Origin of the sequence: Pseudomonas sp. MOIL14HWK12:I2, assembly GCF_000510745.1 — a bacterium.
GTDB classification, from domain to species: domain Bacteria; phylum Pseudomonadota; class Gammaproteobacteria; order Pseudomonadales; family Pseudomonadaceae; genus Chryseomonas; species Chryseomonas oryzihabitans.
Map to the genome: position 1 here is coordinate 836,685 of NZ_KI783313.1, position 21,899 is coordinate 858,583.

Annotated in this window: 17 protein-coding genes; 9 read left to right on the forward strand and 8 right to left on the reverse strand. The window is 67.4% G+C overall.

All coding sequences use genetic code 11. The annotated features are described in order from the left end of the window. Positions 1-18 precede the first annotated feature (18 nt). On the forward strand, positions 19-1,131 hold the full coding sequence (locus PSK12I2_RS0120185) for a succinylglutamate desuccinylase/aspartoacylase family protein (protein WP_007158913.1): 1,113 nt from the start codon (positions 19-21) through the stop codon (positions 1,129-1,131). Positions 1,132-1,165: 34 nt separating this feature from the next. Then, positions 1,166-1,930: an ABC transporter ATP-binding protein gene (locus PSK12I2_RS0120190; RefSeq protein ID WP_007158914.1), complete on the forward strand. Its 765-nt coding sequence runs from the start codon at positions 1,166-1,168 to the stop codon at positions 1,928-1,930. Between the two features lie 70 nt (positions 1,931-2,000). Here the strand turns inward: PSK12I2_RS0120190 and PSK12I2_RS25320 are convergent, their stop codons facing one another. Then, the gene (locus tag PSK12I2_RS25320; protein WP_007158915.1) at positions 2,001-2,132 is read right to left on the reverse strand and encodes a hypothetical protein; all 132 of its coding nucleotides are present in this window, start codon (positions 2,130-2,132) and stop codon (positions 2,001-2,003) included. A 469-nt stretch (positions 2,133-2,601) separates the two neighbouring features. Here PSK12I2_RS25320 and PSK12I2_RS0120200 point away from each other — a divergent pair, with 469 nt between their 5' ends. Further along, on the forward strand, positions 2,602-3,327 hold the full coding sequence (locus tag PSK12I2_RS0120200) for a TorF family putative porin (protein WP_027599811.1): 726 nt from the start codon (positions 2,602-2,604) through the stop codon (positions 3,325-3,327). 3 nt (positions 3,328-3,330) lie between these two features. On the opposite strand, the gene PSK12I2_RS0120205 is transcribed toward PSK12I2_RS0120200, so the two are convergent. Next, on the reverse strand, positions 3,331-7,677 hold the full coding sequence (locus PSK12I2_RS0120205; protein WP_027599812.1) for a DEAD/DEAH box helicase: 4,347 nt from the start codon (positions 7,675-7,677) through the stop codon (positions 3,331-3,333). A gap of 53 nt (positions 7,678-7,730) precedes the next feature. Next, positions 7,731-8,675, reverse strand: coding sequence for a 2-hydroxyacid dehydrogenase (locus PSK12I2_RS0120210; RefSeq protein ID WP_027599813.1), 945 nt, complete (start codon positions 8,673-8,675; stop codon positions 7,731-7,733). 206 nt (positions 8,676-8,881) lie between these two features. On the opposite strand from PSK12I2_RS0120210, the gene PSK12I2_RS0120215 reads away from it, so the two are divergent. From PSK12I2_RS0120215 to PSK12I2_RS0120230, 4 genes are all read left to right on the forward strand, one after another. Further along, complete coding sequence (locus PSK12I2_RS0120215; RefSeq protein ID WP_027599814.1) at positions 8,882-10,111, forward strand: carbohydrate porin; 1,230 nt, start codon at positions 8,882-8,884, stop codon at positions 10,109-10,111. Between the two features lie 98 nt (positions 10,112-10,209). Beyond that, on the forward strand, positions 10,210-11,493 hold the full coding sequence (gene egtB / locus PSK12I2_RS0120220; RefSeq protein ID WP_027599815.1) for an ergothioneine biosynthesis protein EgtB: 1,284 nt from the start codon (positions 10,210-10,212) through the stop codon (positions 11,491-11,493). Positions 11,494-11,496: 3 nt separating this feature from the next. Continuing rightward, positions 11,497-12,459, forward strand: coding sequence for an L-histidine N(alpha)-methyltransferase (gene egtD / locus PSK12I2_RS0120225; protein ID WP_027599816.1), 963 nt, complete (start codon positions 11,497-11,499; stop codon positions 12,457-12,459). 114 nt (positions 12,460-12,573) lie between these two features. Further along, positions 12,574-14,409, forward strand: a complete 1,836-nt coding sequence (locus PSK12I2_RS0120230) for a bifunctional diguanylate cyclase/phosphodiesterase (protein ID WP_027599817.1) — start codon at positions 12,574-12,576, stop codon at positions 14,407-14,409. A 54-nt stretch (positions 14,410-14,463) separates the two neighbouring features. Here the strand turns inward: PSK12I2_RS0120230 and PSK12I2_RS0120235 are convergent, their stop codons facing one another. Together PSK12I2_RS0120235 and prmB are read right to left on the reverse strand one after the other, a co-directional pair. After that, positions 14,464-15,783: a DEAD/DEAH box helicase gene (locus tag PSK12I2_RS0120235; protein ID WP_027599818.1), complete on the reverse strand. Its 1,320-nt coding sequence runs from the start codon at positions 15,781-15,783 to the stop codon at positions 14,464-14,466. Positions 15,784-15,833: 50 nt separating this feature from the next. Continuing rightward, positions 15,834-16,748, reverse strand: a complete 915-nt coding sequence (gene prmB, locus PSK12I2_RS0120240) for a 50S ribosomal protein L3 N(5)-glutamine methyltransferase (protein WP_027599819.1) — start codon at positions 16,746-16,748, stop codon at positions 15,834-15,836. A 252-nt stretch (positions 16,749-17,000) separates the two neighbouring features. Between prmB and PSK12I2_RS0120245 the strand changes: the two genes are divergently transcribed. Continuing rightward, entirely contained in the window at positions 17,001-18,767 is a 1,767-nt protein-coding gene (locus PSK12I2_RS0120245) for a thiamine pyrophosphate-requiring protein (protein ID WP_027599820.1), read from the forward strand. A 75-nt stretch (positions 18,768-18,842) separates the two neighbouring features. Continuing rightward, positions 18,843-19,160, forward strand: a complete 318-nt coding sequence (locus tag PSK12I2_RS0120250; RefSeq protein WP_231501006.1) for a hypothetical protein — start codon at positions 18,843-18,845, stop codon at positions 19,158-19,160. Here PSK12I2_RS0120250 and PSK12I2_RS0120255 read toward each other — a convergent pair whose 3' ends face one another. From PSK12I2_RS0120255 to PSK12I2_RS0120265, 3 genes are read right to left on the reverse strand one after another with little or no spacing between them, the layout of a single operon-like run. Beyond that, positions 19,161-20,030 carry a rhomboid family intramembrane serine protease gene (locus PSK12I2_RS0120255; protein ID WP_027599822.1) on the reverse strand — a complete coding sequence of 290 codons (870 nt, stop codon included), beginning with the start codon at positions 20,028-20,030 and terminating at the stop codon, positions 19,161-19,163. Further along, positions 20,027-20,986 carry a metallophosphoesterase gene (locus PSK12I2_RS0120260; protein WP_027599823.1) on the reverse strand — a complete coding sequence of 320 codons (960 nt, stop codon included), beginning with the start codon at positions 20,984-20,986 and terminating at the stop codon, positions 20,027-20,029. The genes PSK12I2_RS0120255 and PSK12I2_RS0120260 overlap by 4 nt, the downstream gene beginning before the upstream one ends. Beyond that, positions 20,986-21,870, reverse strand: coding sequence for an NAD(+) kinase (locus PSK12I2_RS0120265; RefSeq protein ID WP_007158929.1), 885 nt, complete (start codon positions 21,868-21,870; stop codon positions 20,986-20,988). Before PSK12I2_RS0120265 ends, PSK12I2_RS0120260 begins: the two co-directional genes overlap by 1 nt. Positions 21,871-21,899: the final 29 nt, after the last annotated feature.

Below are 21,899 nucleotides of genomic sequence, written 5' to 3' on the forward strand. Positions count from 1 at the left end.
CGCGGCCCCGGAGTTGTCATGCGCCATCTCACCCATCCGCTGGTCGCCCCGGTCCCGGGCACCGAGCGCTGCATCCACAGCTTCCACTTCGGCCCCGCCGACAGCGGTCGCAAGGTCTATATCCAGGCCTCGCTGCATGCCGATGAATTGCCCGGCATGCTCACCGCCTGGCACCTCAAGCAGCGCCTCAAGGCGCTGGAAGCCGCCGGTGAACTGCTGGCGGAAGTGGTGCTGGTGCCGGTAGCCAACCCCATCGGCCAGGACCAGCAGGTCGCCGACGTCCACCTCGGTCGCTACGAGCTGGAGACGGGGCAGAACTTCAATCGCCGCTTCCGCGACATGACCGCCCAGGTGGAGGCCGTCATCGCCGAGCGCCTCGGCGATGACGTGGCCGCCAACCAGGCCCTGGTGCGCGAGGTCTTCCGCACGGCCCTGGCCGCGGAATCCGCCACCACCCAGCTCGACAGTCAGCGCCTGACCCTGCAGCGCCTGGCCTGCGACGCCGAGGTGGTGCTCGACCTGCACTGCGATTTCGACGCCGTGGCCCACCTCTACACCACGCCGGAAGCCTGGCCCCAGGTCGAACCGCTGGCGCGCTACTTCGGTTCCGAAGCCAGCCTGCTCGCCACCGATTCGGGCGGCCAGTCCTTCGATGAATGCTTCACCCTGCTCTGGTGGAATCTCAACCAGCGCTTTGGCGAGCGCCTGCCCCTGGGCAGCCTGTCGGTGACCCTGGAGCTGCGTGGCCAACTGGACGTGCGTGATGATCTCGCCGCGGCGGATGCCGAGGCCATCGTCAACTACCTGCGCCACCAGGGCTTCCTGAGCGGCACCGCCGCCCCGCTGCCACCGCTGCTGCAACCGGCCACGCCGCTGGCGGCCGTGGAGCCGGTGGCGACCACCCAGGGCGGTGTGCTGGTGCTCAAGGCCCAGGTGGGCGAGCGCATCGCGGTCGGCCAGGTGCTGGCGCACGTCATAGATCCGATCAGCGATCGCGTCGAAGAGGTGCGCAGCGCGGTCGCCGGCATCCTCTATGCGCGCTCCAATCGCCGCATGGCCACCGCCGGCATGGTGATCGCCCATGTGGCGGGCACCGAGGCCTATCGCAGCGGCTACCTGCTCTCGCCGTGATCCCTACCTCTTTTCTGCTGTGGAATCCCTATCCATGTACAAACTGACCGTCGAAGGCCTGCACAAGCGTTACGGCGACCACGAAGTGCTCAAGGGCGTGTCGCTCAAGGCCAAGACCGGCGATGTGGTCAGCCTGATCGGCGCCAGTGGCTCGGGCAAGAGCACCTTTCTGCGCTGCATCAACTTCCTCGAGCAGCCCAACGCCGTGACCATGACCCTGGACGGCGAGACCGTTCGCATGGCCGATGATCGCGGCGCCGTCCGGGTGGCCGATGCGGCCCAGCTGCAGAATCTGCGCACCCGCCTGGCCATGGTCTTCCAGCACTTCAATCTCTGGAGTCACCTGAGCGTGCTGGACAACATCACCCTGGCGCCGCGCAAGGCCCTGGGCGTGAGCAAGGCGGAAGCCGAAGACCGCGCACGCAAGTACCTGGACAAGGTCGGCCTGCCCGCCCGAGTCGCCGAACAGTACCCCGCCTTCCTGTCCGGCGGTCAGCAGCAACGGGTCGCCATCGCCCGTGCGCTGGCGATGGAACCGGAGATCATGCTGTTCGACGAGCCCACCTCGGCCCTGGACCCGGAGCTGGTCGGCGAGGTGCTCAAGGTGATCCGCGCCCTGGCGGAAGAAGGTCGTACCATGCTCATGGTGACCCACGAGATGGCCTTCGCCCGCGAGGTGTCTTCCCAGGTGCTGTTCCTGCACCAGGGGGTGGTGGAGGAAGAAGGTCCGCCGAGCGAAGTGCTGGTCAGTCCGCGGAGCGAACGCCTGCGCCAGTTTCTCAGCGGCAATCTGAAGTAAGCCCGGGTCCCCGGCCGGGGACCCTACGCGAACCCGGCGGCGCCCGCCGCTCGGATTCGCATCAGCGCGTTCAGCGGCGCTGCTGCTGACGACGACGCTGGGCAGCCAGTTGCTCGCGCTCGCGACTGGGAATCGGGATGGCCTTGACCAGACCGAGTCGGGCGAGCAGGTCCAGCATCAGAGCTTGTATACGGTCGTTCATGAAAACTCCTCGAGCCAGCGCTCAGTCAGGGACAGCCATGGCGGGCAGCGCGTGCTGCCCTCCTCCACAATATTGAGCCTTTCCCTGTCGATTCAATCCACTGGCGTGCGGTTGTTCGTCGCAACAGGGCTGCGCTTTGTCAAAAAGTGTGTCTTTTACTGGACGGCAGTGGCCGCGTAGATGCTCGCTCGCAGAGCAGTCGGTTGCCGATTGTTATCGGAACCCATATCAAATTCGACGGTCTGGAGCCTAACGACGAGTTCAATTCTCGATCTGAAAACTGACGAATGGCGAAAAAATGCCCTCTTCGTTGGTTATCATCGAGGGACGATAACGGGTTAGCCGCGGTTTCTCATCCAATAACAACGATGTCATCAGGGTGTTCGCACCTCGATGTTCTCCCTGCTTGTTGTTATCCCCATCACATCCTTTCTCAAGTTTGCGTGACCGGCACGGCAGGAGTGCTCCCATGACCAGATCCTTACCTCTCTTCCTCGTTTTAGGGCTGCTGGCCAGTCCGGCGCTGGCGGCCAGCTGGGGCATGCAGCGCGAGGTAGGGGATTTCGATCTGAAGATGGGCACGGCGCCGTCACGCAGCATGGCCCAGGGACTGGTCGCACCGAACTCCGCCGGCATGGGCGGTGGCTTCGATCTCACCCACGACAGCGGGCTGTACTTCGGCCAGTGGACGACCAACAACGCCTCGTCCGCGGAAGCGCCGCTGCTGGAGATGGACACCTACGCCGGCTACAAGCACCGCTTCGCCCCAGGTTATGGCTACGAACTGGGCGTGATCAACTACAGCAACCTGATCCAGAACGTCGATCCCAGTCGCGAGCTGTATTCCGGGATGACCGTCTATGGCAAGCGCCTGGGCGCCGCCTTCGCCAATGACCCGGGGCGCCACAATGCCTCGGTCTATGCCGACCTGGGGACCCTGCCGCTGATCAAGACCGGTGTCTCGCTCAAGTACACCAACTATGTGCTGGACGTACCCACGACCCTCGACAGCGGCGGCATGGTGCGCAGCTTCAACGACTGGTCGGTGAATCTGAGTCGCAAGTGGGTGAATACCCTGTTCAACCTGACCTACAGCGGCACCAGCCTGAGAGGCGCCGACTGCTCGGTGTATTCGGGCCACAACACCTACTGCGACAGCGCCCTGATGCTCAAGGCCTCGCACCCCTTCTTCTAGTCGTTACTGCCGCAGCAGGCTGCGCCCGATGCCGACTTGGGGCCGTTCCCGTCCCAGTTGCTGCAGCGCCTGCCGCGCCCGCACCTGTTCTCCTGCGTCCAGCTCCACCAGCCAGTCGACCCTGGTTCCCACCCGCGTGGCGATCGGCACTCCGTCGCGATAGAGCAGGCGATTGCCGGCCACGGCAGGCACCTTGGCCCCGGGCAGCAGGGTACCGACCAGATTGAGCGGATCCAGCGCCGAGACGCACACCCAGAGATCTTCCGCCGGACGCTGGCGCCACTCACGCAGGGGTGCGATGGCCGCCGGATCGGCGAATTGCTCGCCGGACAGACCGGCGATGAAGCGCCCGCCGCGGATTTCGCCGCGGGCTTCCAGGCGATGGCAGGCACGCAGGAGATCGCGCCAGGGCGGCAGGACGGCGCTTTCGCGCTGCAGCAGATGCCAGCAGAGCACGCCATAGCGACGCAGCAGCAGCCCGACCAGCCGCTCCAGCAGCGCATCCGGCAGCCGCGCCTCGTCCGACGCCTCGACGGGCCGCAAGGCGACCCAGCGGCCGGCATCCTCCATCCCGCCATAGAGCGCCATGCGCCCGCGGCGCGAACCGCTGCGACCACTGCCACGCTTGGCCGCCGGCTGCAGCAGGGCGCGCAGGCCGGCGAAGCTGTCGGCGTTGACCGCACCGGCCCCTACCAGCTCGCCCAGGGCCGTCTCCAGCTCGCTGCGCAGCAGGCGCGCCTCGCCGAGCAATTCATCGAAAAAGGAGGCGCCGCGGTGGGTCAGCACCTCCAGCACCCGTTGCGCCTTGGGTGACAGCACTTCGCTGCCGGCGGGCTCGGTCAGGCTGTTCCAGTCGGCCAGGTGGCGGCGCGGCAGCAGGACGATGGGCGAACCCTTGACCGGTCCGCCGCCTCCGCGCCCCGCCTGGGGCAGGCGCAACCAGACAACGCGACCGGCGCGGCAGAGGTCATCGAGGTAGGTGAACTGATAGCTCGGCAGGCGACTGGGCAGGATCTCGCCTTCCCAGCCGGCGGCGGCGACCTCGAAGCCTTCCAGCAGGCCGATCACCTGCTCCAGGCCCTCATTGCCTCTCAGGATCGCCGGACCGGTCAGATGCTGGTGCTCCAGCAGGAATCTCAGGTAGTCGGCCAGGGCCACCGGCTCGATGGCCTTGCGCAGCCGCCCCAGGGTATAGCGATGGATCCGCGCCAGCAGGTGGCGCTCGCACCACTCCCCGGCGCTGTCCGCTGCGGTGAAGCGTCCCTGCAGGACATAGCCTTCACCCTGCAGGGCCAGCAGCGCCGGTGTGAGCTGGGCCGACGGCAACCCGAGACTGGCGGCCAGTCCATCCTGGTCTACCGGACCCAGCGCGGTGAGGCGCGCGCGCAGCAGCTCCACCAAGGCCGCCTCGGCATCCGCGGGCGCTGCGAAACCCGGCGGCGCCTCGAGCGCCGGCTCGGTGGCGACGCCGGGAAACAGCGCCTGGAACAATGGCAGTCGCTCGGCCGCGATCCACAGGGTCGCCGCCGGCAGCCGCAGCCGCCCTGCCCGCCCGGCCTTGACCAGCTGGCGCACCTGGGTCTGCCGCGGTGCGACTTCGGCCTCGGTGAGAAAGCCGATGCCCAGCAGGGCTTCATGCAGGTCGTCGGCGCTTTCCAGCCGTGGCCAGGCCTCCTCCCGGACCAGGGCGATGGCCGCCGGATCCAGGGTGCCCAGTTCGTCGAGCTCGGCACCGCCGAAGCGGCGATTCTGCACCGCCAGGGTCCGCCGCTCCTCGACGGGCGCGTCGTCCAGATAGGCATAGGGCTTGGCCGTGAGCACCTCGGCGGCCAGCGGCGAAGGTCCGGGCAGGTCGCGGGTCAGCAGGGTCAGTTGGCCCGCCGTGATGCGCGCCAGCAGGGCCAGCCAACCGCGGCTGTCGAGGGATTCGTGCAGGCAATCATCGAGGGTCTGGCGGACCAGCGGGTGCTCCGGCACCTGGCGCTCGCCGGCGAGATTTTCCAGGCAGGCCACCTGATCGGGAAAGACCGTGGCCAGCAGGTCTTCGCTGCGCATGCGCTGCACCTGGGTCGCCACCTTGCGCCCGGCGCTGAAGCGCGGCAGCGCCAGGGCCGTGGTGGCGTTCCAGCGCCAGCGCACGGCGAACAGCGGGGCGTCGAGCAGCGCCTGGATCAGCACGGTCTCGGCGGTGGCCGGATGCAGATAGCGCCAGACATCGTCGAGCACGAAGCTGTGGCTGGTCGCCAGCGAGAGGATCAGGGCGTTCTCGGTCGCCGCCGCCTGCAGCTCGACATTGAAAGTGCGGCAGAATCTCTTGCGCAGGGCCAGGCCCCAGGCACGGTTGATGCGGCTGCCGAAGGGCGCATGGATGATCAGCTGCATGCCGCCGGCCTGGTCGAAGAATCTTTCCATCACCAGGGTCTGCTGGGTCGGCAAGGCACCCAGCGCCTGGCGCGCCCGACCGAGATAGTCCACCAGCTGGCGCGCTGCGGCCTCGGCCAGCGCATAGGCCGCGCCAATGCGGGCGACGGCCGATTCGGGCGGCTCGTCGGCGCCGGGCAGCAGGGGTTCGAGTTCCGCGCGCAGCCGCGCCAGACCCGCCGACAGCTCATCGCTGCGCCCCGGCGCCTCGCCGTGCCAGAAGGGAATGTTGGGCGGTTGCCCCTTGGCATCCTCCACCCGCACCTTGCTGCCTTCGATCTTGACGATGCGGTAGGCGGTGTTGCCCAGCTGGAAGACGTCGCCCACCAGGCTTTCAAAGGCGAAATCCTCGTTGACGCTACCGACGGTATGGCCCTGGGGTTCGAGCAGCACGCTGAAATCGCCGCTTTCCGGGATGGTGCCGCCGCTCATCACGGCGGTCGCCTTGCCGCCGCGGCGGCCGCGCAGGAGTCCGTTGACCGCGTCCCGATGGACATAGGCGGCGCGCGGACCGCGGCGATCCGTATAGCCCTGGCTGAGCATCTCCACCACGGCCCGGTAGTCGGCCTCGCTCAGCGCGGCATAGGGTTCGGCCTGGCGCAGCACGGCCAGCAGCCCCGCTTCCGACCACTCCTGGCAGGCGACCTCGGCCACCAGTTGCTGGGCCAGGACGTCGAGCGGCGCCACGGGGATGTGCAGGGTATCCAGCTCACCGCGGCGCACGCAGTCGAGCAGCGCCACGCACTCCACCAGGTCGTCGCGCGAAGTGGGAAACAGCCGTCCCTTGGGTAGCCCGCCGACCTGGTGATTGGCGCGACCGACCCGTTGCAGGAAGGCGGCGATGGAGCCCGGCGAGCCGATCTGGCAGACCAGGTCGACCTCGCCGATGTCGATGCCCAGCTCCAGGGAGGCGGTCGCCAGCAGCAACCGCAACTCGCCGCGCTTGAGGCGCTGCTCGGCGTCCAGTCGCTGCTCCCTGGCCAGGCTGCCGTGGTGGGCGGCCACCTGGGCATTGCCGAGGCGATCCGAGAGCTGCCGGGCCATGCGCTCGGCCAGCCGGCGGGTGTTGACGAACACCAGGGTGGTGCGGTGCGCCTCGGCCAGTTCGGCCAGGCGGTCGTAGATCAGCTCCCAGGCCTGGGTGGACAGCAGCGCCTCCAGGGGAATGGGCGGCACCTCCAGCGCCAGGTCGCGGGGGCGCTGATGACCGATGTCGATGACGGTGCAGGGCCTGGGCTGCCCCTGGGCATCGCGGCCGACCAGAAAGGCGGCCACGGCGGCCAGCGGCTTCTGGGTGGCGGACAGGCCGATGCGCTGCAGGGGACGGCCCGTGAGGGCCTCCAGGCGCGCCAGACTCAGGGTCAGGTGGCTGCCGCGCTTGCCATCGGCGATGGCATGGATCTCGTCGACGATGACGCCGCGCACGCTGGCCAGCATTCGCCGCCCGGAATCCGAACCCAGCAGCACATAGAGGGATTCGGGGGTGGTAACCAGCAGGTGCGGCGGTCGCCGGCGCATGGCGGCCCGCTCCTTTTGCGGGGTATCGCCGGTGCGTACCGCCGTGCGCAAGGCCAGCGGCGGCAACCCCCGCGCCTCCAGCGCCGCGCCGATGCCGGCCAGGGGTTCTTCGAGATTGAGGCGGATGTCGTTGGACAGGGCCTTGAGCGGCGACACATAGAGCCAGAGGCAGGCCTCGGGCAGGCCACCCTCCTGCAACGCTTCCTGCACCAGGCCATCGAGCACGGCGAAGAAGGCGGTCAGCGTCTTGCCCGACCCGGTAGGCGCGGCCACCAGCACCGATTCACCGGCGCGAATGGCCGGCCAGGCCTGCAGCTGAGCCTCGGTCGGGGCGGGAAAGCGCGTCGTGAACCAGCTGCGCGGCGCTTGGTGGAAGTCCGCCAGGACGGCGGCAGGCGAATTCGAGGTCATGCGCCCAATATGGGAGGGGTCATCCGGGGCCACAACCCAAGCCGACCGGCGGCTCAGGCGATGCGATTGCGCAATTCGCCCCCCTGCAGCATGGCCTGGATATTCGCCAGCATCACCTCTTGCTGGGCCTGCTGGGCCGAGGCCGCATTGGCCGCGACATGGGGACTGAGCACCAGGTTGGGCTGCTGGCGCAGGCGCTCGGGCACCTCGGGTTCGCGGGCGAAGACATCCAGCCCGGCGCCGGCGATCACCCCCTGCTCCAGGGCGTCGGCCAGGGCATCCTCGTCGACCACGCTGCCGCGAGAGATATTGACCAGATGGCCCTCGGCGCCGAGCGCGGCCAGGACCTTGGCATCCACCGCGCCCACGGTCTCGGCGCTGGCGCGGACCGCCACCACCAGCACGTCGCTCCAGCGCGCCAGCTCCAGCAGGCTGCCGTGATAGGCATAGTCCAGCCCCTCCCGCCTTGAGCGATTGAAGTAGCCGATTTCCATGTCGAAGGCTGCGCCACGCCGGGCGATGCGCCGACCGATCTCGCCCAGGCCATAGATGCCAAGACGCCGCCCGGCCAGGCCCGGGACCTGGGGCATGCGCTCGACGGCGTTGCCCTGCCAGCGGCCGCTGCGGACGAAGGCATCGCCCTGCAGCAGGCGGCGCGCGCTGGCCAGGACCAGGCCAAAGGCGAATTCGGCTACGGCGGTGGCATTGGCATCACCCGCCGTGGTCACGGCGATACCGCGCGCGCGGCAGGCGTCCAGTTCCACGCCTTCGTAGCCGGTGCCGTAGCAGGCCACCAGCCGCAGTGCCGGCAGGGTATCCAGCAGCGCGGCGCGGGTCGGCAGGCCGCCGATGGTCAGCAGCGCCACGGCCTCCTCAGCCCCCGCGGGCAGCGCCGCGGGATCGGTCGAAGGAAAGGGCCCCAGGACCCGGTAGTGGGCTTCGAGCTGGGTCACCAGTCCCTGGGGCAATTGCGGGGCCATCAGCAGCGTCGGTTTCATTTTGTAATACTTTCCTTGAGGCAAAACCCAAGCGTCGCCAGCAGGAGCCGTGGTCGTCAACCATTCTCTTTAGGCTGCCGATTTCGGCGGTCTTGATCCGTGCCTTCGAACCAAGGCAAGTCCTTGATCGGCTGGGAAATTCGCGCAACTTGTCGAGCCGGGCCCAGGTCCGATCGGCGTCCGCCAACCACACAGGGATTTTCGGGATGACCAGAGTTCTCCGCCAGGCCGGCACCACCTGCTGTCTTGCCTTCCTTGCCGGCAGCCTGCCGCTGACCGCCACGGCGCTGGAATTCAGCGGCTACGGCCGAGTGGGTGTCGGCGGCTCCGCGGAAGGCGGCAAGCAGAGCTGCTTCCAGCTGCCCGGCGCACCCGCCAAGTACCGCCTGGGTAACGAATGCGAGACCTACTGGGAACTCGAATTGCACCAGACCCTGTACAAGGGCGTCGATGGCACCGAACTCAAGGTGCACGGCATGGCCAGCCTCTACAACGTCTATGACCAGCCCCCCACCTTCAGCGGCGACAACGGCAACGTGCGCCTGCCGCAGATCTGGACCAGTCTCAGCCTGCCGGCGCTCAATGGCGGTGGTCTCTGGGCCGGGCGTCGCTACTACAAGCGTCACGACATCCATATCAACGACTTCTACTACTGGAATCCGAGCGGCACCGGTTTCGGCGTGGAGGACTATGGCCTGGGCGACAGCGGCCTGCGGCTGAGCTACGCCTTCAGTCGCGAAGACAACATCGACCAGCCGGACAAGGCCAACCGCCACGACCTGAACCTGGGCGGCATCAAGACCAATCCCGGTGGCGAGATCGAACTGGGGCTGTCCTACATCCAGCGCGCCGGTCAGGTACAGAACGCCCACAGCGGCTGGTCGGCCACCGCCGAGCACAAGCAGGCGCAGTTCTTTGGCGGGGTCAACGTCTTCACCGTGCAATACGGTCGCGGGCCGGGCAACGGCCTGGGCGCCACCGGCAGCCTGACCGCCGATAGGGATTACGAGAGCCTGCGCGTGCTCGAATCGCCGCGCTGGCAGCTCACCCCGCGCTTCGGCGGCCAGTTGCTGGCGCTCTATCAGCGCGACCGCGCCCCCGGCGATGGCGGCCAGACCTGGTACTCCTTCGGCGTGCGGCCCAGCTATGCCTTCACCCGCCTGTTCAAGTTGCAGGTGGAGTTCGGCCACGACCAGATCCATCCCGACAGCGGCGCCACCCGCAAGCTGAACAAGGTCACCGTGGCGCCGACCCTGGCGCTGGGCGGCATGGGGCTGATGGACCGGCCGGAGATCCGCCTCTACTGGACCTACGCCAGCTGGAACCGCGGTGCCCAGGATGCTGCCGTGGCCGGTACGGCGCTGTCCGACAGCGGCGCCTTCGGCGATGCCCGTCACGGCAACAACTTCGGCGTGCAGCTGGAAACCTGGTGGTAGACAGGGGCAAGCGAGACCGCTCGTCATAACCGGGCGAACTAAACTTATGCCGCCCGGTCGGTTTCCTGACAACCAAAAGGCCGACCAGGGAGAACGCCATGAATCCTCTCGCCCGCGAGCTGCCCGCAGCGAGTGACACCGCCACCACCCTGCTCGAGCGCTTCCAGCGTGTGCGCAGGGCCAGCGAGGCGCTCTGCGCCCCGCTCACCGTCGAGGATTACGTCATCCAGAGCATGGCCGACGTCAGTCCGCCGAAATGGCACCTGGCCCACGTCACCTGGTTCTTCGAGGCCTTCATCCTCAAGCCCTTCCTCAAGGGTTACCAGACGCCCAATCCGGCCTACGACTACCTGTTCAACTCCTATTACGAGACCCACGGCAAGCCCTTTCCGCGGGCGGCCCGCGGGCACCTGTCGCGGCCGGGCGTGGACGACGTCTATCGCTTTCGCGCGGCGGTGGACACGGCCATGGCCGAGTTGCTCAGCGCGCCGCCGGCCGAACATGCCGCCGAGATCGCCCGGCGCCTGGAACTCGGTCTGCACCACGAGCAGCAGCACCAGGAATTGCTGCTCATGGACATCAAGCACATCCTGGCGCAGAACCCCCTGCATCCGGTCTATCGCGCCGACCTGGCCAAGGGCCCCAAGGCCGCGGTCGCGCCCCTGGGCTGGGAAGCCCATCCGGGCGGCGTCCGGCATGTCGGCCATGGCGGCGACGGCTTCGCCTTCGATTGCGAGACGCCGGTGCATCGGCAATTCGTCGATGACTTCCAGCTGGCCGATCGGCTGATCACCAATGGCGAATACCTGGCCTTCATCGAAGACAACGGCTACGGCCGCAGCGATCTCTGGCTGTCCGACGGCGCCGCGGCCATCCGCACCCTTGGCTGGCAGGCGCCGCTGTACTGGCAGAAGCTCGATGGCGTCTGGCACCACTTCACCCTGGGCGGCCTGACCCCGGTGGATCCAACCGCACCAGTCTGCCACCTGAGCTTCTATGAAGCCGATGCCTACGCCAGCTGGGCCGGTGCCCGGCTGCCCACCGAGGCGGAATGGGAAACCGTGGCGGCGCGCCAGCCGATCCACGGCAACTTCGTCGACCAGGATCACCTGCAACCGGTCGCCAATGCGGACCAGGGCATGCGCCAGCTGTTCGGCGACGTCTGGGAGTGGACCGGCAGCGCCTTCCGCCCATACCCCGGCTTCAAGCCACTGCCGGGCAGCCTGGGCGAATACAACGGCAAGTTCATGTCCGGCCAGATGGTCCTGCGCGGGGGCTGCTGCGCCACGCCCCAGGACCATGTGCGTGCCACCTACCGCAACTTCTTCTATCCCACCATGCGCTGGCAGTTCTCGGGCCTGCGCCTGGCCAGAGAGGTCTGACCCATGGCCCTAGCCGTGCGCTTCTTCGATCAGCAACCGGTGACCGTCGCCGACAGCTCGCTGCGGGACGATGTGCTCCAGGGCTTTGCCCAGACCCCCAAGGCGCTGTCGCCCAAGTACTTCTACGATCAGCGCGGTTCGGAGCTGTTCGAGGCCATCACCCGGCAGCCCGAGTACTACCCCACCCGCACCGAAGAGGGCATCCTGGCCGCGGCGGCCGGTGAGATCGCCCGCCTGGCGGGGCGCGACGCCGCCCTGGTCGAACTGGGCAGCGGCGCCAGTCGCAAGGTGCGCCTGCTGCTGGAAGCCATGCACCCGGCCGGCTACCTAGGCATCGACATCTCCCGGGAATTCCTGCTCAGCAGCACCCAGCGTCTGGCGGCCGACTATCCCTGGCTGGACGTCAGCGCCGCCTGCGCCGACTTCAGCCGGCCCATGACCCTGCCCGACAGTCTCGACGGCCTGCGCCCCATCGCCTTCTTTCCCGGTTCGAGCATCGGCAACTTCACCCCGGAAGAAGCCGGCGTTTTCCTGCGCAATCTGCACCGGATGCTGCCGGCGACCGGGGGCCTGCTGATCGGGGTGGACCTGATCAAGGACAGGGCGCGGCTGGATGCGGCCTACAACGATGCCGCGGGAGTGACCGCCGACTTCAATCTCAACCTGCTCGAACGCATCCGCCGCGAGCTGGACACCGATCTGGATCCGCAGCGCTTCCGCCACCTGGCCTTCTTCAACGAAGAACAGGCGCGCATCGAGATGCACCTGGTCAGTACCCGCGACCAGACGGTACGTCTCGAAGGCCGCCGTTTCACCTTCCGCGAAGGCGAGCGGCTGCATACCGAGAATTCCTACAAGTACAGCCTGGCGAGCTTTCGTGCCCTGGCCGAAGACGCCGGTTTCAGACAGGTGCGGGTGTGGACCGACCCCGAGGGGCTGTTCGCCGTGTTCTACTTCGCGGCCTGATCCTTTCGACAGATAAATGACAACCGGTAGACTGTGAGGCGGGTAGTGAGGGAACTCTCGACCCGATCACGCTCTAAGTAGCAATCTGCTACTACAGCGCACCGAGACGTTGCTATGGAGCCCGCTCCACTCACTGCGGCCAACGAACGCCAGCGTCTTGCACTGCTGCGCGATCTTGCCCTGATCGACCGCCCTGCCGACCGCGCCTTCCAGGATCTCACCGATCTCTGCGCCCGGTTGTTCGATGTGCCCTATGCAATGATCTGCTTTCTTGACGGCCAGCAGGTCCATTGTCGAGCCACCGTAGGCTGCGCGCCTTTCACCGTGCCGCGCGGCCAGTCGTTCTGCCAGCACCTGCAGGAATCCACCGTGCCGCTGCAGGTCGAAGATGCGCGTGATGACGCACGCTTCGCCGACCTCCAGGTGGTGAGGGGTGCACCGAACATCCGCTATTACCTGGGCGCGCCGCTGCGCACCGCCGAAGGGCTGATGCTCGGCAGTCTCTGCCTGTTCGATGCCGCTCCCCGCGCCGCCCTGCCCCAGGATCGGCTGGTGGCGCTGCAGCAACTGGCGGCCCTTGCCAGCCAGCACATCGAATTGCTGCGCACCGAAGCCTTCTGGGATCCGGTCACCCAGCTGCCCAATGGTCAGCGCTTCAGCGAGGATGCCGAAGCCCTGGCCCGGGCCGGTACCTCGGTGGTGGCGGTGGCGGCCGATCTGTTCGCCCAGAGCTATCTCAACGACTTCATCAAGGCCATGGGCCAGGCGCATTTCGATGGCCTGCAACGGGCCATCAAGCAGCACCTGCGCCGCCTGCTACCGGCTGAACAACCGCTGTATCGCCTCGGACCGGCCCGCTTCGGCTTTCTGCTGCACGACGCCGACGAGGCCGCGCAGCGGGCGCTGCTCGAGCGCCTGCAGCAGGAATTGACCGGGGTGCTCGACTACAATGGCATTCCCATCCAGACCCGGCTGGGCCTGGGGGTGATGTCCCTGACCGACGACCATCCCACCGACTGGCTGCGTGCCCTGATCGCCACAGCCGACGATGCCCGCGCCGAAATGCGCGGCTGCCGGTATTTCGATCCGCAGCATGACGCCGCCTACCGCCGCGCCTTCGCCCTGCTCAGCGCCCTGCCCCAGGCACTGCGCGCCGAGGACCAGTTGAGCCTGGTCTATCAGCCGCGCATCGATCTGGCCACCGGTCGCTGCCACAGCGTCGAGGCGCTGTTGCGCTGGCAGCATCCGCACCTGGGCCCGGTCAGTCCGGCGGAATTCATTCCGCTGGCGGAAAAGACCGCGCTGATCACCGCGCTGAGTCGCTGGGTCATGCAGCAGGCCATCAGCCAGGCCTATGCCTGGCAACGCGAGGGCCGGGGCCTGGGGGTGGCGATCAACATCTCCGCCCATGACCTGAACGATCCGGACTTCACCGAGCACACCACCGACCTGCTGCAGCGCTATCCGGTCGACCCCCGGCGCCTGGAGCTGGAGGTCACCGAGAATGCCCTGCTGGGTGACGTGGCGCTGATCCATCGGCAGCTGGCCGCCCTGCGCGAGCTGGGCATCGGCATCGCCATCGACGACTTCGGGACCGGCTACAACAACCTCTCGCACCTGCGTGAGTTGCCGGCCGACACCATCAAGATCGACCGCAGCTTCGTCCGCGAACTGACCCACCGCACCAAGGACCGGCTGATCGTCAGCTCGCTGATCGAACTGTCCCATCAACTGGGCTTTCGCATCACCGCCGAGGGTATCGAGACCGCCGAGGCCCTGGCCAGCCTGCTGGCCATGGGCTGCGACGAAGGCCAGGGCTTCTGGATCGGCAAGCCCATGCCCGAACCGGAATTGCAGGCCTGGTTGCTGATCCAGCAACCGGATCTGCAACGACGCCCTACGCGGCGTGCGCCGGTCTTCCAGCTGTTCGACAACGCCGCCAAGCACTGAGGCGCCCTGCCCTGCGGTCTCGCCGCGGGTTGGCGCCTCAGGCGCGCCGCAAGATCACTCCTGGGTGCGCTTGCGCGGCGGCGCGAAGCCGTCGGCCGAGCTCGGCACCAGGGCGCCGGGACGGCGTTCGGACTTGGGTTTGGCCTTGCTCTTGGCCTTGCCGTCCTTCTTGCCCTCGGTCTTTTTCTTCTTGACGCCCGCGGCCTTGCCCGAGGCCTTGAGCTTTTTCGGACCGCTGTAGCTGGCCTTGAGACCCGGCAGGTGACGACGCTCGAATCTCAGCTTGAGATAGCGCTCGATGCTGGACATCAGATTCCAGTCGCCATGGGTGACGAAGGAAATCGCCAGACCGGCCTCGCCGGCGCGCCCGGTGCGGCCGATGCGGTGGACGTATTCGTCGCCACTGCGCGGCAGGTCGTAGTTGATCACCAGGTCCAGGCCGTCGACGTCCAGGCCGCGAGCGGCCACGTCGGTGGCGATCAGCACCTTGACCGCGCCGCTCTGCAGCCGCTCCACGGCCAGCTTGCGGTCCTTGGTGTCCTTGTCGCCGTGCAGCACGAAGACCTTGAGGCCCTCGGCCACCAGGCGGCCGGTCAGGCGATCGGCCTGCACCTTGGTGTTGGTGAAGACGATGGCCTTGCGATAGGTCTCGTTGGCCAGCAGCCACTGCAGCAGGCGCTCCTTGTGCGGCGGCTCGTCGGCCAGGATCACCTGCTGCACCACGGCTTCGTTGAGTTCGCCGGTGCGGTCCAGCATGAGATTCTGCGGCTCGCGCAGGACCTGCTCGACCACCTGACGCAGGCTGTTGCCCCCGCTGGTGGCGGAGAACAGCAGGGTCTGGCGGCCTTCGCGCTCGCAACTGGCGGCGATCTGCAGCACGTCCTCGGAGAAGCCCATGTCGAGCATGCGGTCGGCTTCGTCCAGCACCAGCATCTCGATGTCCTTGAGATCCACGTTGCCGGCGTTGCGCTGCTCCAGCAGGCGACCGGGGGTGGCCACCAGGATCTCCGGATTCTTGCGCAGGCCGGCGGCCTGGACGCGGAAGTCCTCGCCGCCGATCACCAGGCCGGCCTTGAGAAAGGTGAACTGGCCGAAGCGTTCGATTTCCTTGGCGGTCTGCTGGGCCAGCTCGCGGGTCGGCAGCAGGATCAGGGCGCGGGCACCGGAACGCGGCTTGGGATCCTTGAGCAGTCGATCCAGCAGCGGCAGCAGGAAGGCCGCGGTCTTGCCGCTGCCGGTACGGGCGGTGACGCGCAGGTCATGACCTGCCAGGGCCGGGCCCACGGCAGCGGCCTGGACCGGGGTGGGCGTCTTGAAGCCCAGGGTGTCGAGGGCCTTGAGCAGGCGCTCGTGCAGAGCGAGTTCGGTAAACACGGGGTAGACCTCGGTAAACAAAGGCGGCCGCCACCGGCGACCGCAGGTGATCAGGGGACCAGACGGCTGCGGAACAGCGCCTGGTGCTCGCGGCACTGGGCGGCGGCGAGCAGGAAGACGCCATGGCCGCCGCGCTCGAATTCGAGCCAGGTGAAATCGACTTCCGGATAGAGCGCCTCGACGTGGACCTGGCTGTTGCCCACCTCCACGACCAGGATGCCCTGCTCGGTGAGGTGATCGGCCGCTTCGGCCAGCATCCGTCGCACCAGATCCAGGCCGTCGTCACCACAGGCCAGGCCCAGGGCCGGTTCGTGCTGGTACTCGGCCGGCATGTCGGCGAAGTCCTCGGCATCCACGTAGGGCGGATTGCTGACGATCAGGTCGAAGCGCTGCCCCGGCAGGCCGGCGAAGCCGTCGCCCTGCACGGTATAGACGCGCTCCTCCAGGCCGTGGCGCTCGATGTTCTGCCAGGCCACCTCCAGGGCGTCGTAGGACAGATCGCCCAGGGCCACCTCGGCCTCGGGGAAGGCATAGGCGCAGGCGATGCCGATGCAGCCCGAGCCGGTGCAGAGATCGAGGATGCGCGCTGGCGTGGCCGGCAGCCAGGGGGCGAATTGCGCTTCGATCAGCTCGCCGATGGGCGAACGCGGCACCAGCACCCGCTCGTCGACGGTGAAAGGCAGGCCGCAGAACCAGGCTTCGCCGAGCAGATAGGCGGTCGGCACGCGCTCCTGGATGCGCCTGTGCAAGAGCACCCCGAGTTCGTAGCGCTCGTCGTCTTCCAGGGCGCAGTCCAGGTAGCGGTCGGCGGTGTCCCAGGGCAGGTGCACGGCGCCCAGCACCAGGGCGCGGGCCTCGTCCCAGGCGTTGTCGTGGCCATGGCCGAAGAACAGCTCTTCGGCATGGAAGCGGCTGACGGCCCAGCGGATGTGGTCGCGCAAGGTGCGCAGGCGGGATTCGCTCATGAAAGGCTCCGGATGATCAGCCGCGCATTCTAACCCGCGCCCGGTCCGGCTGCAGGAACTTAACGCCGGACCCCTTCTTCCTAACCTAGGCTTGTTTGAAAAGTCGCCGAGCGAAGGTCAGGCAAGGCAGAAATCCGTGAGGAAGCGGAGTTTACGAGTGGTAAATGAGCATTCCGAACGGATTTTTAACGCAGCATGGCCGAGCGCAGGCACTTTTTGGACAAAGCCTAAAGGTCCAGTTAGGAGAATGTCATGAGCAAGACCGTAGCCGACCATCTCTGGGAGCGCCTCGGGCAGTGGAACGTCGAGCGCGTCTTCGGTTATCCCGGCGATGGCATCAACGGCATCATGGGTGCCCTGGGGCGGGTGGCCGAGCAGTTCGACTATGTGCGGGTGCGCCACGAGGAGATGGCCGCCTTCATGGCCTGCGCCCATGCCAAGTTCACCGGCGAGGTGGGCGTCTGCCTGGCCACTTCCGGGCCCGGGGCCATCCACCTGCTCAACGGCCTGTACGATGCCAAGATGGACCATATGCCGGTGGTCGCCCTGGTCGGCCAGCAGGCCGCCTCGTCGCTCGGCAGCGACTACCAGCAGGAAGTCGACCTGCACACCCTGTTCAAGGATGTTTCCGCCTACGTTGAGACGGTGGTGCATCCGGCGCAACTGCGCCATGTCGTCGACCGCGCCTTTCGCGTGGCCATCGCCGAGCGCCAGGTGGCCACGGTGATCATTCCCAACGACATCCAGCAATTGCCGGCGGTGGAAAGCCCGCCGCACCAGCACGCCAATGTCCTTTCCGGGGCCGGTGCCATCCCGCCACGGCCCTATGCCCAGGAAGACGACCTGCAGGCCGCCGCCGACATCCTCAATGCCGGCAAGAAGGTGGCCCTGCTGGTGGGCGCCGGTGCCCTGCAGGCGCGCAGCGAGGTGATGGCGGTGGCCGAGAAGCTCAGCGCCGGGGTGGCCAAGGCGCTGCTGGGCAAGGGTGTTGTCTCCGACGAACTGCCCTATGTCACCGGTTCCATTGGCCTGCTCGGCACCGAGGCCAGCGATCTGCTGATGCGGGAATGTGACACCCTGCTGATCGTCGGCTCGACCTTTCCCTATACCGAATTCCTGCCCAAGGAAGGCCAGGCGCGGGCGGTGCAGATCGACCTGCATGCGCGCAACATCAGCATGAGGTATCCCATCGAGCAGCCGCTGCTGGGCGATGCCGCCGAGACCCTGAGGCGCCTGCTGCCGCTGCTGCAGAGCAAGCCCCACGACAAATGGCGCGCGCGCATCGAGAAGAGCGTGGCCGACTCCTGGCATTCCATCGAGCAGCGCGCCCTGGCGCCCGCCGATCCGATCAATCCGCAGCGGGTGTTCCATGAGCTGTCCAGTCAGCTGCCACGCGACGCCATCCTCTGCGGCGACAGCGGCTCCCACACCAACTGGTATGCCCGCGACATCCGCATGAGCGGGCAGATGCTGGGGTCGCTGTCGGGCAAGCTGGCGACCATGGGCTGTGGCATTCCCTATGCGATCGCCGCCAAGTTCGCCCATCCGGATCGCCCGGTGATCGCCCTGGTGGGCGACGGCGCCATGCAGATGAACGGCAATGCCGAACTGGTCACCCTGCAGCAGTACTGGAAGAGATTCAGCAACCCGACCTTCATTGTCATGGTGCTCAACAACGGCGATCTCAACCAGGTGACCTGGGAGCAACGCGCCCTGGCCGGCGATCCCAAGTTCGCCCCGGCCCAGGACGTGCTGGACTTCCCCTATGCCCGCTATGGCGAATTACTCGGCTTCAAGGGCCTGCGCATCCATCGTCCGGACGAGGTGGCCGATGCCTGGCAGCAGGCCTTCGAAGCGGATCGCCCGGTGGTGCTGGAGTTCGTCACCGACCCCAGCGTGCCGCCGTTGCCGCCGCACATCAGCTTCGAGCAGGCGCGGGCCTTCCTCGGCGCCATCGCCAGTGGTGATCCGAATCGCTGGGACATGCTCAAGCAGGGGGCCCGACAGCTGCTGCGCTAGCCCGCGCCTCTCAGGCTCGCCAAGGACCGCCGAGGCGTATAACCTCGGCGGCCTTACAGCGCCTGGGGTATGAGCATGCAGTTGCCCGAGCAAGACCGTTTCGATCCGCCGCCGCTGCGCCTGCGGCGGCCCTTTCTAACCTCCCTCGCCGCCGGCCTCAGCACCCTCTCGGTGCTGACGGGTTTGGCCGCGCTGCTGGCGGGCGGTGCCGCGCTGCTGCAGCTGCCGCAGTTGGCGCCCTATCTGTCCCTGGCCCGCGAGACCGCCCAGGGCTTCCTGGGTGGCGGCGCGCTGCTGTTGCTGGTCGGGCTCTGGTTGCGCCGCCGCAGCCAGCGGCGCTGGCGCTATCGCAATGCCCTGAGCCTCTCGCCCGAGCTCAAGCGGCGGCGCTAGCTAGCGCTGCCGCAGGCGTGCCAGGCCACCGCCCAGCAGGCCGGTAAGGCAACCCAGCACCAGGCCGCCGACATGGGCGCCATTGGCGATGGAGCCGAAACCGAGCAGGTCGAAGACGCCGGTCAGGCAGATCACCAGCCAGATCAGCATCATGGCCACCACGCCGCGCGGCATGCGATAGGCCGGATTGGGCGCCAGCCACTGGAACAGCCAGCAGTGGCCGAGCAGGCCATAGAGCACCCCGGACAGGCCGCCGAACAGGGCCGGGCCGGTCCAGGCGTACTGCACCAGGTTGGAGCCGGCGGCGAACACCAGGGTCAGGAGCAGCAGCATCAGGCCGCCCTGGCGGAATTCGATGCGCCGACCCAGCTCCCAGTACCAGAGGGCGTTCATCGCCAGGTGCAGCAGACCGAAGTGCAGGAAGATCGGAGTGACCAGCCGCCACCATTCGCCACGGGCCAGGCTGGCGTCGAGATCGAGGAAGGCGATGTGCTCGGCGTCGATCAGGCGGAATTCCTGCAGCGTCAGGTAGTGGATCAGCGCCAGGTTGTCGCCCAGTTCGGTGGCCAGGCCCAGCAGCAGGGTGATGGCGAGAAAGACGGCGCTGACCGGACTGGCCTTGAGTTGCGCCAGCAGGCCGAAGCCGCGGGGGCCGCGGGCGGTCTGGACCTCGCCACGCGGATCGCCATCGGGATAGCGCTCATAGAGGCTGCGGGTCTCCTCGACCCGCGCCGGGTCCAGCACCCAGAGCACCTGGCTGTCGCCCTCTTCCACCACCCGGTGGCGGATCTGCAGGCGCCGCAGCAGGCGGGTGAAGCCCAGCAGGTCGCGGCCCAGGGGCACGCGCAGCACGGGTTGCGGCTGGTTCATCGCCCCTCCTCGCGCTGGACGTCGATCCAGACGAACTTGGCCGGATCGATCTGGCGTTCGTCGTCGAGGCGGTAGGCCACCAGCTTGCCGTACTTGACCGCGCTGTAGTCCAGGCAGGCCAGGTTGGGCCGCAGGGGTTCGGGATGGCCGTCGCGCCAGTAGTGACCGACGAACAGCATCGGCTCCTCTTCGCCGTAGCAGAGCAGCCCGGCCTTTTCCTCGTCGCTCAGGGGTTCGCAGGCGATTTCTGCCGGCAGCGCATCCGGCTGGAAGACCACGTCGCCATAGGTCTGGGGATCGCTTTCCCAGAACTTGGTGCGAAAGCGCGCCCGCACATAGCCGTCGCTGCCGGTGAGGCGCAGGCCGTGGGGCAAGGGCAGCGAGACGCCGTTGAGCAGGCGCGAGGCCACTCGGCTGGCCAGGCTGCCGCCAACGATGGACTGGCGGACGAAGTCCTCGTCGATGCAGGCGTCCGGATAGTGGTGGAGGAGTTCGTCGATCAGCCGCTGATCCCAGCAGGCATGCACGATGCGGAAATGACCGAAGTCCTTGCACAGCGGCAGGGTGTAGAGCCAGTCCAGGTGGTCCTGCCACTCGCCGGGATGATCGGCGAAGGCGGCCAGGGTCTCCTGGATCAGCTGGCGATGACGGGGGGTGTGTTCGCGCACCCAGGTCTGGCCGGTGCCGGGGAGCGCCGGGGTGTGCCAGGCCAGGGCATTGAGTTCGTGATTGCCGAGGATGCAGTGGGCATGGCCACCCTCGACCATGGCGCGCACCCGACGCAGGGCGCCGCGGATGCGCGGGCCGCGATCGACCAGGTCACCGAGAAAGATCGCCTGGCGTTCGGGATGCTGCCAGACGCCGTCCACCTGTTGATAGTCGAGGCGCTCCAGCAGCAGGTCCAGGGTATGGGCGCAGCCGTGGATGTCGCCGATCAGATCGTAGCCGCGGGGCATCAATCGTCTCCCAGGCGACTGCCCCAGCCGAGCTTGGTCCGGCAGATCTCGTAGTAGTTGTGATCCAGCGGGTGGATCAGCCTGAGCTTGTGGGGCTTCTTCTGAATGGTCACGGTATCGCCGGGTGCGCAGGTGAAATGATTCTGGCCATCACATGAGACCTGCGGATAGATCGTCATGTTCGGCGACACCAGGATCGACAGGGTGCTGTCGCCGGAGACCACGATGGGCCGGCTGGACAGGGTGTGGGGATACATGGGCACCACCACGATGGCATCCAGCTTGGGATGCATGATGGGACCGCCCGCCGACAGCGAGTAGGCGGTGGAACCGGTGGGGGTGGCGACGATCAGGCCGTCGGCGCGCTGGCTGCAGACGAACTGGCCGTCGATGTACAACTCGAATTCGATCATCCGGGTGGATTTGCCCGGGTGCAGCACCACGTCGTTGAGGGCATCGCCCTGGCCGATCATCTCGCCGCCGCGTTCGACGAAGGCATCCAGCAGGAAGCGCGTCTCCATCAGGTACTGGCCGTCGAGCACCTCGGCGACCTTGGTCTCCAGCTCGTCGGGGCGGATGTCGGTGAGAAAACCCAGCTTGCCGCGGTTGATCCCCAGCACCGGCACCCGCGGGCGCACCAGGGCGCGGGCGGCGCCGAGCAGGCTGCCGTCGCCACCGACCACGATCACCAGGTCGCAGATCTCGCCCATGAGCTTGCGCGACACCGTCTGCAGGCCGTGTCCGGGCAGCACCTCGGCGATGGTGTTTTCCAGGATGACGTTGCGCCCGCGTTGCAGCAGAAAGGTCTTGAGCCGGCGGATGGTGTCCAGCACCTGGGTGCTGCCGAGTCGACCGATGATGCCGATGTTACGAAAGGAGTCCATGACGCGCCGGCGGCCCCGTTGGCTGGAAA